Genomic DNA, 13,568 nt, shown 5'->3' on the forward strand with positions numbered 1-13,568 from the left:
CATACAGTAATGATAATCGATTGCAGATTGATTGACCAGCCTGCTCGATTTCAGGATGCCTGTCCATATGCCGGCGCTGTCGGGGGGAGGCTTGAAGCCCAAAAGAAAACGGCGCCCGAAGGCGCCGTTCCCGTCGATTTAACGAAGCGTTGTCGGAAACCCGATCAACCCTTGCCTTCCAGCATGTCTTCACGGGCCTTCTCGGCCTTCATGTAGGCAATCCACTGGTTGGCAGTCTTGCGGTCACGGTCAGCCCGGGCGAGCTTAAGCGCAGCACTGAACGAGGCTTCCGCCTGCTTGAACTGCTTCAGTTCGGTATGGGCCTGACCCGACTGCATCTGGGCCGTCAGCAGCTTGCGGTCACGCTGTTCGCCGGCGCGCTGGCCGGAGAAGACCTTGATGGCTCCGTCAAAGGCTTCGAGGGCTTCGGCATACTTGTCCAGCTGCATAAGCACCTGGCCAGCCTGCAGCCACAGGTCACCGTCGTTGCTTGCCTTGGCAGCAGCCTCAAGCGGGGCTACAGCCTTACGCCATTCGGATGCCAGCATATAGGCCTGGCCCAGCAGCTTCTGATTGTCGCCAGTCTTTTCAACGCGCTTGTCCTTGAACGCCTTTTCAAGAATCCAGGCGGCCTTGATGGGTGCCTGGCGGGCGATCTGGATTTGCGCAACGTTGACAATCTGCTGCGGCTTGTCGTCAAGGAAGCCCTGCTTGTAGGCAGCTTCCGTGAGCGAGAAGGACACTGTTTCCTGGCCAAGTTCACCGAAGATACCGGCAAGCTGGGTCCAGTAGACAGGCTTCGGCCAGTTGATCACGAGGATTTCGAGGATGTCGCGGACTTCCTTGAGATTGCCTTGTTCCCACTGGGCGCTCATCAACAGCTGGTACCAGCTCTCCTTGACTTCAACACCACCGCCCGAATTCTGGGCATCGGTGATGGCGCGGTTCACATATTCCACGCATTTCTTGTAGTCACTGAGGGCATAGTGAAGCTGACCGATGAAGAGGATCTGGGTGGCACCCACAACCTCAGCCCGCGGCTCCCACTGCTTCACATACTGCAGGGCCTTCTGGTAGTTTTCCTCCGAGAAATAGAGCTGTGCCAGACCGAACATGATCTGCAGTTCCAGCGCCTCGGGGATCGATTCGGCATACTTCAGGATCTGTTCGTAAGCACGAATGGTTCCTTTGGTATCGTCCTTCTCGAACGCCAGCATGGCATTGATCTGCCAGGCTACCGCGCGTTCATAGTCGTTGATCTTTTCGCGGGCGAGAACCTCGCGAAGGATCGCTTCTGCCTCGGTATAGTTCTTGGCATCGATGGCTTCCTGGGCCTTCTGGATCTGCTTGTGCACATCCAGGCTCAGGGCCGGCACCTTGCGCGACTTGGCCGCAGGCTTCGGCGCGGCTTCCTGGGCCATCACAGCCGAGGAACCGATAACCGGAACCGCTGCCGGCAGGGCCGCAAGAAGGGCAGCCGCCGCCACGGTGTAAGGCAGGGTTTTGATCGTCTTGATCATACGCATGACAGTCTCCCGTGCCTTAATTGTCTGCAAGATCGAAGGTGAAGCGGTATTTTACACCGGTCACTTTCTGCGGCTTGCCGTTCACGACCTTGGGCTTGTATTTGAATTTTATGGCAGCTTTTTTGGCAGCCGTTTCAAAATAGCCCTTGGGCTCTGCTTCGATGATGACGATCGAATCTTCCGGCACGGTGCCGTCTTCATTCACCGTCAGTTCAACGATCACATAACCCTCGACACCACGTTCCTGGGCACGACGCGGATACTGCGGCTGCACGCGGACGAGCGGCAGATAGTCGCCGTCCGAGCTCGGCCCCAGATCGATCGAACCGAGGTCTACACCGGCACCAAGGCTGGATTTGCCAATGCCGACGTTGAGAGTGTTCGGACCCGAAGTCTGGACTTCAGTGGTCATTTGCTCCGGTGCCTTTTCGACTTCCGGCGGCTTCTCGACCTTCCGTTCCATCCGCTGCGGCGGCTGGTCCGGAATGTCTTCCACCACGTCGATGAAGCGGAGCTGTTTGTCCTCACCGAGGTCAACATCGTCGCGGAAGCTGACCAGGCCCTGCATCAGGAAGAAGAGGCCGAAGGTCACGCCAGCAGCGATCACCAGGGAGGAAGCGACGCGTGTAAACATCATTGAGCCTCCGTTGCAATCGCGATGCGTTCGACGCCGGCGTCGCGCACCGCGTCATATACTTTTAGCACAAGACCGGCCTTCGATGCGACGTCTGCCTGAATGGCCACAGTCCCTTTCGGGTTTTCGGCATGCAGTTTTTCGACGTTGGTACGAACGGCGGTAATGTCGATCTTCTGGCGGTTCAGCCAGATTTCATCGTTTGGCTTGACCGCGATCAGGATGCTGACCTGCTTTTGCGTGAGGCCCATTTCGGCTTCAGGCTTGAGTACGTCAGTCCCCGATTCTTTCACGAACACCGCGGTCACAATGAAGAAGATCAGCATGATGAAGACGACATCGAGCATCGGCGTGAGGTCGATGTTGGCTTCCTGGCTGTTCTTCTGTGCGTGGTCTCTCATCAAACTTCTCCATATCGCCCAGTTGGGCGGCGGTACCCGGAGGCACCGCCGAGCCATCTTATTTCTTGGGCGTCACCACGATCTTCTGGCCGGGGATGCCAACCGCGAGAGCCGCGTCATAAATCCGGATAACGTTTCCGGTATGCGCGCCTTCCATCGGTTGAATGACGACTGCCGCTTCCGGGCGCTCCACGCTTTCCTTCTTGATGATCGACGATACCGAGGAGATATCGACGGTCCGGAAGTCGTGGGTGATCCGGTTGTTGTTGTCGATGGTGAAGGCGATTGCGCGCTTTTCATCATCGGGCGGCGGCGGATTGTCACTTGCGGGCGTATCCTCGGGCTTGTTGATCTCGATGCCGGACTCTTTCACGAAAGAAGCCGTCACGATGAAGAAGATCAGCATGATGAACACGATGTCGAGCATCGGAGTGAGGTCGACTTCGGCCTCTTCGGATCCCTTGGTAAATTTACGCATGGGTTGGTTCTCCGCTCTCTACTAGTGATCCATCGTCAGGCTGTCTTCCAGCCGTTCGGATTCACGGGATGCACGCCGTTCGATGTAGGTGCTGAGGAACACGCCAGAGAGCGCAGCAACCATGCCGGCCATCGTCGGGATCGTTGCTTTCGAAACGCCCGCCGCCATGGCGCGGGCGTTCGACGACCCTTGGGAGGCCATCACGTCGAACACCTCGATCATGCCCGTAACGGTGCCAAGAAGCCCGACAAGCGGACACACGGCAACGAGGGTCTTGATCATGGAGACTCCCGACGTGAGGTTGTTGTTGATCTCCGAAATCATGGCCGTACGAATCTTGTGTGCGTACCATGATTTACGTTCGTGACGTTGTTCCCAGGCATCAACCACACGCTGTTTCTGTTTCTTGAACTCCAGCGTGAAGTACCACATGCGTTCGATAATCAGCACCCACATGATGAACGTGACCGCGAGGATCATGTACAGGACGTCGCCGCCCCGTTCCATGAACTGTGCGATCGCGTCGAATGCCTGATTAAGCAGCATGCCCGTGCTCTTTCTCGGCGTGAACGGCGATGATGCCGGCCGACTGTTCCTCGAGCACGTGGATCACGGACTTCGAAGCACCAGCCACGAACGCATGCAGCAGCAGCGTCGGGATGGCAACAACGAGACCTTCCACAGTGGTCACGAGGGCTTGCGAGATGCCCGAGGCCATCATGGTCGGGTCGCCGGTGCCGAACAGGGTGATCGCCTGGAAGGTCGCGATCATACCGGTCACGGTACCGAGGAGACCAAAGAGCGGGGCCACGGCGGAGATGAGCTTGATAATGGTCAGGAAGCGCTCGAGAGCGGGCGTTTCCTTCAGGATCGCTTCGTCGAGTTTCAGTTCGAGGGTTTCCACGTCAACATTCTTGTTGTTGGCATAGACAGCGAGCACGCGACCAAGCGGGTTGTTGGTGTTCGGGGTCGATGACTTCATCTGGGCCGAAACCTTGGCTTTCACAGCGAAGAGATACAGGAACTGCACCACTGCGAGGAAGACGCCAACGGCACCGAGCGAGAGGGTCACGTAACCGACGATACCACCCTGGTCGACGCGTTCCATCAGGGTCGGCTTCTCGACTTCGAGGTTCAGGATCTGACCACGCGACGGGTCGATACCGATCGGAGCGAGGCCCGAGGTAGCCGACTGGAAGCCGTCAACGGTCGACAGGAAACGGCCGGCCGGCTGACGCTGCAGTTCTTCAACCGCGCCGTCGTTTTTCAGGGTGTAGTATTTGCCTTCGCCGACGAGACCGAAGTCACCGATACGGGTCAGCTTGATGGTCGAGGTGTTGCCGTCAACGCCGCGGACTTCCTTGTCGAAGGTCACGACTTTGCCGGATTCGATGGCTTCGAGCATCATCTGGGTCGGCCAGGCGCGGATTTCATCCAGGCTCGGCAGTTCAGCGGTGTCGGAAGCCTTGTCAACGAGGGTCTGGATGCCGGAGAGGCGGTCCTGATGGTCAACGGAGACGTGCGAGGTCTGGATCACCGACTTGGCGTCGCCCGCAGCTTGCTGCAGAACGCCGAACAGTTCCTGCAGCTGACCGAGACGGTCGCGGCGGATCTGAACCTGGGCAGTGATTTCGGTTTCGTTGGCACGGCGCTGCTCTTCAAGGCGGGCCGATTCGGCCTCGAGCTGAGCCTGGGTGCGGCGTTCGGCATCCAGCATCTGCTGCTGTTCTGCACGGCGCTGGGCGAATTCAGCCTCGCGCTGCTTGTGTTCGGACGATTCGGCCACGCGGCCTTCACGAACCTTGTTGAGCAGCGAGTTGAGGTCTGCGGATTGCGCCTGGGTGACGGTCGAGAAACCGGCAATCAGGGCTGCTGCAGTAAGAATCTTCTTCATTGTTATTTCCCCTCCGGTGCTGCGACCGGCAGAACGAGAACGTCAAGCGGTACCTGACGGCGGGCCATCTTCTGGAGTTGTTTCACGGCGTTGTTGTATTCGTCATCAAGACGATCCCACTTGCCGCCTTCCGAATCCCACGCATAGGTCTCGTTACCGTCTTTGGTCTGGTAGTAGAAACCGACGCGACCGATACGGACGAAGTTGACCGAACGACCGGTGTCGTCGAGGCCTTCGTAGGCGTTCACGGTGCGGCCGTACTGAACCTCAGCCTTGTAGGCTTCGAGAACGAGGCGGAAACGCTCCGGGTCGTTCACGTTCGGGTCGTCCATCACGTCGCGCAGCGCGGTGATGCGCTCGGCACGTTCTTCAGCCTGGAAAGGCGCGTCCGCTTTCACGAACTCGTCGAGATTCTCGATCATTTCCAGCATCAGCGGAGTGATCTGACGTTTGATCTCGTCAATCTGGCCGATCGAATTCTTGATCCGCTCGATTTCCTTGATCTGGTTGTCGATCACGCGTTTCTGCTGCGCGTTGTATGCGCGCAGACCGGCGTTGGTCTTCAGGACGCTGCGATATTCGCCGGCGAGCTTTGCCGTCGCGTCTGCAATGCCATCAATCTTCTGTTGCGAAGCTTGAGCGATTTGATTGGCCTGGTTCACCTCGTCGACGATCGACTTCAGACGAGCATCCTGCTGCGCATTGGCCACGGATGCTGCCAGAAGGACCGAGGCTACTGCAGCCGTCGAGACAGCTATACGTTTCACTTTAGCCTTATCCATTTTCTGCCCACTTGGGTTCTTCACTGAGCCGCGTAATTGCGACGGTTTAGACGATACCGCTTGTTTGCCCTCCGGGGGCGCCCTCACGGTTATGCTCGGGGAGTATGACGATAAAAAAGAGTCCGGCAGGAAGGTTCCTGCCTGAACACCGCTTCTATCATCCTAAAGGTTTTCCCGTACCCTCTCCCTTTGACTGCCGATGACCCGTGGAGTGATCGTTGTCACCCCGTCATCAATTCGCCACCTTTGTAGGTTCATTGGTAGCGACTGTGCTCGTTAACATCCCTTCGGCAGAGTATCAACCAGGCCTTGGTGAAACCAATTGGTGGCAGATGGGGCTCCAGCCTCCGGGACCGAGACGGGTGGACCGGCTCGGGGCCTATCATCCAAGAATCTTCTGCGATTCCAAGCAAAAATTTTATTTTCCTGCCCGGGGAGGGGGGTTTCGCGAAATTTTAAGTCGCGGAAGGGATTTACCGTGAACGGCCCGCAGGCCGCTGAATGCCCGCCAGGTTGCCGCGAGCACAAAAAGGCGCCCCGAACGAGGGACGCCAGTCTAGGAGGATGAAACTTTACCGAAGATCAATCAGTGCTTGCGGCGGTCCATGTCCATCAGTGCGGCCAGAACGCCATGCCATTGGTTTTCTTCGCAAATCTGCAGGGCCTGATCAAACCCCAGGTGGCGGGAGAGATTGGATGCCAGCGTCCGGGTGTGATCGGAGATATTGCTTGCATCGAAGTCCGCATGAAGGTTCTGCGACACTTTTTGTACTGAACGCATTGACCAGCCTTTTAAGTTACAGGCCGCATGGGCGGCTAAACTAAAATCTTACCGAACTCGGGGGATTTGACCCCGCTTGCTTGACCTCACCCTAGCGGCGAACACCTAAATTTCCGGTTAATGCGAATCGCTTTTATGACGTTTATGACAGGAAGCGCAGGAATCAGCCCTTTTCTGCGGCCAGCCGCACGGCGCGCAGACCCCTCAAGGCGTTCCCGATATAAAGGGAATCGGCATCAAAAAGCTCGTTGCGGCCGATCGGCCGCACTGTCACGGGGCGGCCTTCGGCAGCGCGCTCATCAAGGAAAGCGGCGCGGAATATGCCCGGCAGCAGCCCTTCTTCCACGGGCGGAGTGATCCATTCGCCGTCTTTCACGATGAAAACATTGCTGATGGCGCCTTCGGTGAGGCGGTCATGTTCGTTGAAAAACAGCATGTCGGCGTGTCCCGCTGCCAGGGATTCGCTCGTCGCCCTATTATATAAGGAGCGGTGCGTCGTCTTGTGGAAGAGGAACGGGTCTTTGGAGCTGACCGATTCGGGGCTCAGCGCCACCGTCGGCACAATGCTTTCGGGGGCGGGGGTGAAAGGGGCGCTTGTCACGCTGACGGCCCCGTCAGCCCGGAGCAGCAGTCTCACCCGGTGCAGGCCACCCCGGCCGGTCATGAGGATCGAATGCTGGTCGAGCGAGGCGATCACCTCGTCCCGGTCAAACCGGAAATCGAAATAGGCAGCGCTCGCGGCGAGGCGTGCCAGATGCTGCGGCAAGAGGGCATAACCATGGCCCGCTTCCCAGCGAATCGTCTCGATCAGGTCGAAGGTCAGCGAAGGCGTCTCCATGAAGCGGGCCTTCAGGAGGCATTCCTCAAACTCAGCTTTCGCGTCGCTGTCGGCCACGATGCCGCTGCCCACCGGGAATCGCCCGTGCCCTGCCGTATCCATGACGATGGTGCGGATCGGCACATTCAGCATCCAGTCAGGCCCGCCGTCCATCCGGTGGCTGAAATGGCCGATCGCCCCGCAGTAAACGCCGCGCGGTGCGGTTTCCAGCGCGCCGATGATTTCCTGCGCCCTTATTTTCGGGGCGCCGGTCACCGATCCGCACGGAAACAGCGCGCGCACGAGGCGCGACGGTGTGAGGTGCGCGTCGGCCGTGGCCCGCACGGTCGATGTCATCTGGTGAAGGGTGCGGTAGCGCTCTACCGAGAAAAGGTCCTCCACAGTGACACTGCCGGGGGTGGCGATACGGCTCATGTCGTTACGGATGAGATCCACTATCATCAGGTTTTCCGCCCTGTTTTTCTCGTCGCGGGCGAGGGCGTTGGCGATGGCCGCGTCTTCACCAAGGGTGCGACCGCGCGGCGCCGTGCCTTTCATCGGGCGGCTGGCCAGTTCGTCATGATCGCGGGCGATCATCAGTTCGGGCGACAGGGAAAGGACGCGGTAGCGCCTGCCCTCGTCGTCGATATCGCCTGTGTCGATATAGGCGCCATATGGCACGGGCTGGCGGCGGCGCAGCTTTTCGTAAAGCGCCAGCGGGTCACCGGCGAGGTCCCCGTGCATCGGGAAGGTCATGTTCACCTGATAAACATCGCCCGCTTCGATATAGGCCTGGATGCGTTCGACTGCGGCCCGATGCTTTTCCTCTGCATGGGGCGCCGTATCCGGACGCATCAGGTTGCGCCGGGCCGGGCCCTGCCGCGCGGCGGTCAGGGCATCTGTCACATGGCGCGAATCGAGGCTGATCCGGTGCTTTGTCGCGATCATCCAGATGAGCGGTTCGTCGGGCATGGTTTTCGTGGCAGCCGCTATGCGCGGCTCGAAGGCGGCAGCGGCTTCATAGGCGATCCAGCCGGCTACATGCAGGCCGGCGGCATAGGCCTTGTCGATGGCGGCAAGGGCTGCGGGCACCTCGTCCAGACGCTCGGCGACGATAACTTCTTCCGGTTGCACAAATGCAAGCGAACGTCCCGCCCGGTGAAGCGGGCGGCTATCGTCCAACAGCACCAGAGGCGCCGATCTCAGGTCGAGTGGCCGTATCAACTTTTTGGATCCCATGATTTTCGCGGGCATACTGACTGGAGACAGGCAACAGGGAAGCTGGGCCCGCTGTCGCTTCCGGATGGACTTTGATGAACAGGGCCCTTATCTGACACTCGGTACAGGCCGTCAATCAGTCCCAATCCTTCACAGGCGACGAGAAAATAATGTCTATGAAAGCGCAAAATGTAGCAATCGTTGAACGGAATTCTCCGAAAATTGATCGCGATATGCTCGGCAATGTCCAGGATCTTCATGATCGGGTCCAGTGGCTTTCGGCCTGGACCATCCATCATGCCAACACGATTCGCGAAAGCCGGGACGGGATCAAGGTCGGCGGTCATCAGGCGTCGTCCGCCTCGCTCGCGGCGGTGATGAGCGCCCTTTATTTCGGTGTGCTGAAGCCGGAGGACCGGGTTGCCGTGAAACCGCATGCGAGCCCGGTGTTCCATGCGATCCAGTATCTGATGGGGCGTCAGTCGCTTGAACAGTTGCAGCGCTTCCGTGCGCTTGGCGGGGCACAGTCCTACCCCAGCCGCACCAAGGACCAGGACGGGGTCGATTTTTCCACAGGCTCGGTGGGGCTCGGTGTGGCCGTCACGGCTTTTGCCTCGCTCGTGCAGGATCACATGCTCGACAAGGGGCTTCTCTCCGCCGACAAGGCAGGGCGCATGATTGCCCTGATGGGGGACGCCGAGCTTGACGAGGGCAATATCTATGAGGCGCTGATCGAGGGCTGCAAGCATGGCCTTCGGAACTGTTGGTGGATCATCGATTATAACCGCCAGAGCCTCGATGCGATCTCCAGCGACCGTATGTTCACCCGCTTTCAGGACATTTTCGAGGCAACGGGATGGCGCGTCATCACCCTGAAATATGGCAAGAAGCTGGAAGCCGCCTTCGCGCGCCCCGGTGGCCAGACGCTTCGGGACTGGATCGACGCCTGCCCGAATGACCTTTATTCGGCCCTCACCTTCAAGGGCGGCGCGGCGTGGCGCGAACGTCTGAAGGCAGATATCGGCAGCAAGCGTGGCATCAAGGCGATCCTTGACGATCATGACGACGATGCGCTGCATGCGCTGATGACCAATCTTGGCGGGCACGATCTTGAACTCTTGCTTGAAACCTTCCTTGGGATCGACAGCGACCAGCCCGTCTGCTTCATCGCCTATACGGTGAAGGGGCACGGCCTGCCGCTGCAGGGCCACAAGGACAATCACGCGGGGCTCATGAACCCGACCCAGATGGCAACCTTCCGCGAACAGATGGGTGTACCCGAAGGCCGCGAATGGGAACCCTTTGCCGGCAAGGACGACAAGGCCGAGGCGTTGCAGGCCTTCATCGATCAGGTTGCCTTCAATCGTTCAGGCGAGCGGCACCTGAAGGCGCCGGTCATTCCGGTTGGCGACGATTTCCCGACCGTCGAGCGTGCGAAAATGTCCACGCAGGTCGCTTTCGGCAAGATCATGAACGATCTGGGGCGGGGCAAAGGTCCGCTCGCCGACCGTATCCTGACGACAAGCCCCGATGTGACGGTATCGACAAACCTTGGCGGCTGGGTGAACCAGCGCGGCATCTACAGTCGCACGGCGCGCGAAGACCGCTTCAAGTCCGAGAAGGTCCTGTCGCCGCAAATCTGGTCATCCAGCGAACGCGGCCAGCATATGGAACTTGGGATTGCCGAGAACAACCTGTTCATCGCGCTTGCCGCCATGGGGCTGGCGGGCTCGCTGTTCGGCGAGCGCCTTTTGCCGGTCGGCACGCTTTATGACCCCTTCATCAATCGCGGCCTCGATGCCCTGAATTATGCCTGCTATCAGGACGCCCGCTTCATGCTGGTGGCCACACCTTCGGGCCTCACGCTCGCACCCGAAGGCGGGGCGCACCAGTCGATCCATACCCCGCTTGTCGGGATGAGCCAGCCCGGCCTCGCCTATTTCGAACCCGCCTTCACCGATGAACTGGCCGCCATCATGCGCTGGGGTTTCGAACACATGCAGAAGCCCGACGGCGAATCGATTTATCTGCGCCTGTCGACCCGGCCGCTGGAGCAGCCGGAACGCAATGGTGACGGCTGGATTGCCGACATGCTGAAGGGCGCCTACTGGTTGAAGGAACCGGCGGAAGGGGCGGAGCTGGCAATTGTTTACACAGGCGCCCTAGCCCCGGAAGCGATCGAGGCGCACGCGGCACTTCTCGAGGATGTGCCGGGGGCGGGTCTTCTGGCTGTAACTTCGCCCGACCTGCTGCATCGTGGCTGGACGGCCAGTGTACGTGCCCTTGGTGCCGAAGCGCGGCGCGAGGAAAGCCATGTATCCCGGCTGCTGTCGCGCCTTGCACGGGATGCGGCCCTTGTGACGGTGATCGACGGTGCGCCGGCGGCGCTTTCATGGCTCGGGTCGGTCCGGGGGCAGCGGGTGCTGCCCCTCGGGTTCGAAAAGTTCGGTCAGTCGGGCGATATCCCGGACCTTTATGCCACCTACCGACTTGGCGTCGATGCCATCCTCGATGCGGCGGCGAGCGCCATCGTTCTCAGATGACGCCGTAGCCTTTCAGAAGGGCAGCCACACTGCCTACAAGAAGGGCGATGAAGGTGAGGAGCGTGCCGACGAAGCGCGACATGTTCGGGGTCTGGCCACGGGTCAGGCCCCAGCCATGCAGGTAACGGCCGACCACGGTCATGATCGCAACTGCAAGCACGATATATTTGCTGACATGGCCATATTCCATGAGGCCGATCAGGATGAGCAGCACCGGTGCATATTCAACGAGGTTGCCCTGGGCGCGGATGGCGCACAGGAGATCGCTATTGCCGCCGTCGCCAACCGATGTTTTGGTGCGGCCCCGCCATTTGGTGACGTTGGCGGATAGAATGAGCAAAAGAATGCCGATGAAGCCGGCGCTGATGGTGGTGATTGGCATGAGAGACTCCCCCTCTGGTCCCGGTTGCGTTATGTGTGGGGAAAGCCTATGCCGCAACTGGCAGACGGTCAATGAAAGGCAAGAGACACCAGATGCTTGAAGGCTGGAACCTGTATCACAAGTCGGCAGTTTTTGCGCTGTGGGGGATGGGGGCACTCGCGGTCGCCCGTGCCGTGATCGCGATTGACGGTGGCACTTACGAGGTGACGGCAACCCGCACTGTGGCGGCCTCGCCCGAAGCCGTCTGGCCCTGGATCACCAAGGCCGAGAATCGCACGCGCTGGCAGGCCAAGCTTGTGGACATGAGCCCGCTGATGGGCGACCCCGGCGAGGTTGACAGCACCCGCATGCTGTTCTGGCGCGACCGCCATCACCACTGGACGGCGATCGAGGCGACGCGCGAGGTGCTGCCGGGCCGGCTTTACCGCACGGTGCAGCAGTCGGATGCCGACACGCGCATCCAGCGCATCGACCTTGTGCCGGGCGGCGAGTGCCAGACCGAAATCATGGTGACCGAACAGATTCGCCCCTCGTCCTATACGGAAAGGGTGATGTCGTTCCTTGTTTCGGGGGATGATGAGGAGCGGCTCGAGGTTTCTCTCGAAGCGCTCGACCGCTGGCTCAGGGACAGCGGCGCCGGGTGCGCAGCCCCGGCCGGAGAGGCTCAGAAGGGTTCAACGTCGTAGTCGCTGAATTCCCACTCGCTGGCCGTTTCCATTTCCGCGGAGAACAGGTTTTCGGCGGCGACCAGCGCTTCTTCCTCGCTGTCGGCTTCCACGGTGGTTACCCAATAGAAGGTACCGCGCTTCAGCTCGGCCTGCAGGGTCACTTTCATCTTAGCCATGCCTGTCATCCTCTCGTTGCGGCGCGCCACTTAGCACGAGAAACGCCGCCCCGTCAAACAGACTGGCGGCGCGGGGTGGGTTTGCCGGGGCGCGAGAATCAGCCCTGGGCGCGGCGATAGGCGCGGATGGCTTCGTTCAGCTTGATCTGCAGGTCGCGGCGGCCGTCGTGCAGCGCATTCGAATCTTCCGTCCAGCGCGCATACTGGTCTTTCGTCATATAGGGCGAAAGCTTCACCATGCGCTCGTCCATGCAGGCGAGATAGGCATCGACAGAATTCGAATAGGCGATGACGGTGTCGCGCGCTTCGCGCAGTTCGTCAGCAGTCAGCTGGCCACCATCGTCGGGGATAGATGGCACCGTAAGCGGCGGCTCTCCACAATTGTCGGCGGCAGCAGGCAGGGCGCCAAGGCTGACGGCGAGGAGGGCGAAGGCAAAGGTAGAACGCTTCATGCGGCTGTATCCCGGATACTGTCTTCGATTTGAGACCGGCATTTTATCGCCGGACGGGCGGGGCGGCAAGTGATGCAAACCGCCCCGGATTGTCTTTTCAAGCCGCCGTTCAGGCGTCGGCCTTTTCTTCCCTAGTGTCGGCGGCGGGCGCCGCGGCCTCGCCGGCTTCGGCTTGCGCTGCTGCGGCCTGGGCCTGCATGGCTTCCATCATGCGGGCGCGGGCTTCGTCTTCGGCCTTGGCGCGCTCGGGGAACATCTGGCGGTAGATGGCGTTCACGCGGTTCGCCACATCGCCGATGGCCTTGGCAACGGCTTCGAGATTGTAGCCTACACCACGGAAATAATAGGTTTTGCTTTCGGGGTTATAGGCGCGGTAGATCACGTCTTCGGTCACGCCCGACCCTTCCTGGAACGGGTTGCCCACGAAATCGATGACAACGCGCTTGCCTTTGGTGGCGGTGATCCATTCCTCGATCTTCTCGTCAGAATGTTCCCAGATCTCGCTGAGGCGACGGTCATTAAGCGGATGCTTCTCTTCCAGCCCCAGCACCTTGCGCAGCGCTTCGCCGCGGGCGCGGGCACGGGCGCGCGCCGGCCACAGCAGGCTGGCGATCTGGCTGCCCGGCATCAGAATCATCTGGCCGGCGAACAGGACGCCCGGACCGGCGCGGTTCGTCATGGCCTGATTGAAAAGATTGAACGAGGCTTCGGTATGCATGATCTGGTTGCGAAGCTCGTGAATGTAGATGGCAAGCGTATTGTTATCCATGGACTTTCTTTCAGCTCGTCGCCGGCACCTGTCTGGGGGCGCCGGTA

General features: G+C 60.0%; 15 protein-coding genes. 2 read left to right on the forward strand and 13 right to left on the reverse strand.

Annotated features, from left to right (window positions below):
- Nucleotides 1-164: 164 nt before the first annotated feature.
- The 9 genes from OU694_RS12790 to pabB form a co-directional block, all read right to left on the reverse strand.
- On the reverse strand, nucleotides 165-1,526 hold the full coding sequence (locus tag OU694_RS12790) for a tetratricopeptide repeat protein (RefSeq protein ID WP_308911396.1): 1,362 nt from the start codon (nucleotides 1,524-1,526) through the stop codon (nucleotides 165-167).
- Nucleotides 1,527-1,542: 16 nt separating this feature from the next.
- Complete coding sequence (locus OU694_RS12795; RefSeq protein WP_308911397.1) at nucleotides 1,543-2,163, reverse strand: TonB family protein; 621 nt, start codon at nucleotides 2,161-2,163, stop codon at nucleotides 1,543-1,545.
- Nucleotides 2,160-2,561, reverse strand: coding sequence for an ExbD/TolR family protein (locus OU694_RS12800; protein ID WP_289504728.1), 402 nt, complete (start codon nucleotides 2,559-2,561; stop codon nucleotides 2,160-2,162). Before OU694_RS12800 ends, OU694_RS12795 begins: the two co-directional genes overlap by 4 nt.
- A gap of 58 nt (nucleotides 2,562-2,619) precedes the next feature.
- On the reverse strand, nucleotides 2,620-3,039 hold the full coding sequence (locus tag OU694_RS12805; RefSeq protein ID WP_308911398.1) for an ExbD/TolR family protein: 420 nt from the start codon (nucleotides 3,037-3,039) through the stop codon (nucleotides 2,620-2,622).
- Between the two features lie 21 nt (nucleotides 3,040-3,060).
- Nucleotides 3,061-3,585 carry a MotA/TolQ/ExbB proton channel family protein gene (locus tag OU694_RS12810; RefSeq protein WP_308911399.1) on the reverse strand — a complete coding sequence of 175 codons (525 nt, stop codon included), beginning with the start codon at nucleotides 3,583-3,585 and terminating at the stop codon, nucleotides 3,061-3,063.
- Nucleotides 3,575-4,933, reverse strand: a complete 1,359-nt coding sequence (locus tag OU694_RS12815; RefSeq protein WP_308911400.1) for a MotA/TolQ/ExbB proton channel family protein — start codon at nucleotides 4,931-4,933, stop codon at nucleotides 3,575-3,577. Before OU694_RS12815 ends, OU694_RS12810 begins: the two co-directional genes overlap by 11 nt.
- A gap of 2 nt (nucleotides 4,934-4,935) precedes the next feature.
- On the reverse strand, nucleotides 4,936-5,700 hold the full coding sequence (locus tag OU694_RS12820) for a DUF3450 domain-containing protein (protein ID WP_308911401.1): 765 nt from the start codon (nucleotides 5,698-5,700) through the stop codon (nucleotides 4,936-4,938).
- Between the two features lie 601 nt (nucleotides 5,701-6,301).
- The gene (locus OU694_RS12825; RefSeq protein WP_308911402.1) at nucleotides 6,302-6,496 is read right to left on the reverse strand and encodes a hypothetical protein; all 195 of its coding nucleotides are present in this window, start codon (nucleotides 6,494-6,496) and stop codon (nucleotides 6,302-6,304) included.
- 163 nt (nucleotides 6,497-6,659) lie between these two features.
- The gene (gene pabB / locus OU694_RS12830) at nucleotides 6,660-8,501 is read right to left on the reverse strand and encodes an aminodeoxychorismate synthase component I (protein WP_308911403.1); all 1,842 of its coding nucleotides are present in this window, start codon (nucleotides 8,499-8,501) and stop codon (nucleotides 6,660-6,662) included.
- 263 nt (nucleotides 8,502-8,764) lie between these two features.
- On the opposite strand from pabB, the gene OU694_RS12835 reads away from it, so the two are divergent.
- A complete protein-coding gene (locus tag OU694_RS12835; RefSeq protein ID WP_308911404.1) occupies nucleotides 8,765-11,074 on the forward strand; it encodes a thiamine pyrophosphate-binding protein in 2,310 nt (769 codons plus the stop codon).
- On the opposite strand, the gene OU694_RS12840 is transcribed toward OU694_RS12835, so the two are convergent.
- Nucleotides 11,067-11,456, reverse strand: coding sequence for an MAPEG family protein (locus tag OU694_RS12840; RefSeq protein WP_308911405.1), 390 nt, complete (start codon nucleotides 11,454-11,456; stop codon nucleotides 11,067-11,069). The genes OU694_RS12835 and OU694_RS12840 overlap by 8 nt on opposite strands.
- Nucleotides 11,457-11,527: 71 nt before the next feature.
- Between OU694_RS12840 and OU694_RS12845 the strand changes: the two genes are divergently transcribed.
- Entirely contained in the window at nucleotides 11,528-12,142 is a 615-nt protein-coding gene (locus OU694_RS12845; RefSeq protein ID WP_308911406.1) for an SRPBCC family protein, read from the forward strand.
- On the opposite strand, the gene OU694_RS12850 is transcribed toward OU694_RS12845, so the two are convergent.
- From OU694_RS12850 to OU694_RS12860, 3 genes are all read right to left on the reverse strand, one after another.
- Nucleotides 12,121-12,300 carry a hypothetical protein gene (locus OU694_RS12850; protein WP_289504739.1) on the reverse strand — a complete coding sequence of 60 codons (180 nt, stop codon included), beginning with the start codon at nucleotides 12,298-12,300 and terminating at the stop codon, nucleotides 12,121-12,123. The two genes, OU694_RS12845 and OU694_RS12850, sit on opposite strands and share 22 nt — an antisense overlap.
- A 98-nt stretch (nucleotides 12,301-12,398) precedes the next feature.
- Nucleotides 12,399-12,752: a hypothetical protein gene (locus OU694_RS12855; protein ID WP_308911407.1), complete on the reverse strand. Its 354-nt coding sequence runs from the start codon at nucleotides 12,750-12,752 to the stop codon at nucleotides 12,399-12,401.
- Nucleotides 12,753-12,861: 109 nt separating this feature from the next.
- Entirely contained in the window at nucleotides 12,862-13,521 is a 660-nt protein-coding gene (locus tag OU694_RS12860; RefSeq protein WP_308911408.1) for a hypothetical protein, read from the reverse strand.
- Between the last annotated feature and the right edge of the window lie 47 nt (nucleotides 13,522-13,568).

This window comes from Pseudokordiimonas caeni, from assembly GCF_026719705.1.
Taxonomy (GTDB): domain Bacteria; phylum Pseudomonadota; class Alphaproteobacteria; order Sphingomonadales; family Kordiimonadaceae; genus Gimibacter; species Gimibacter caeni.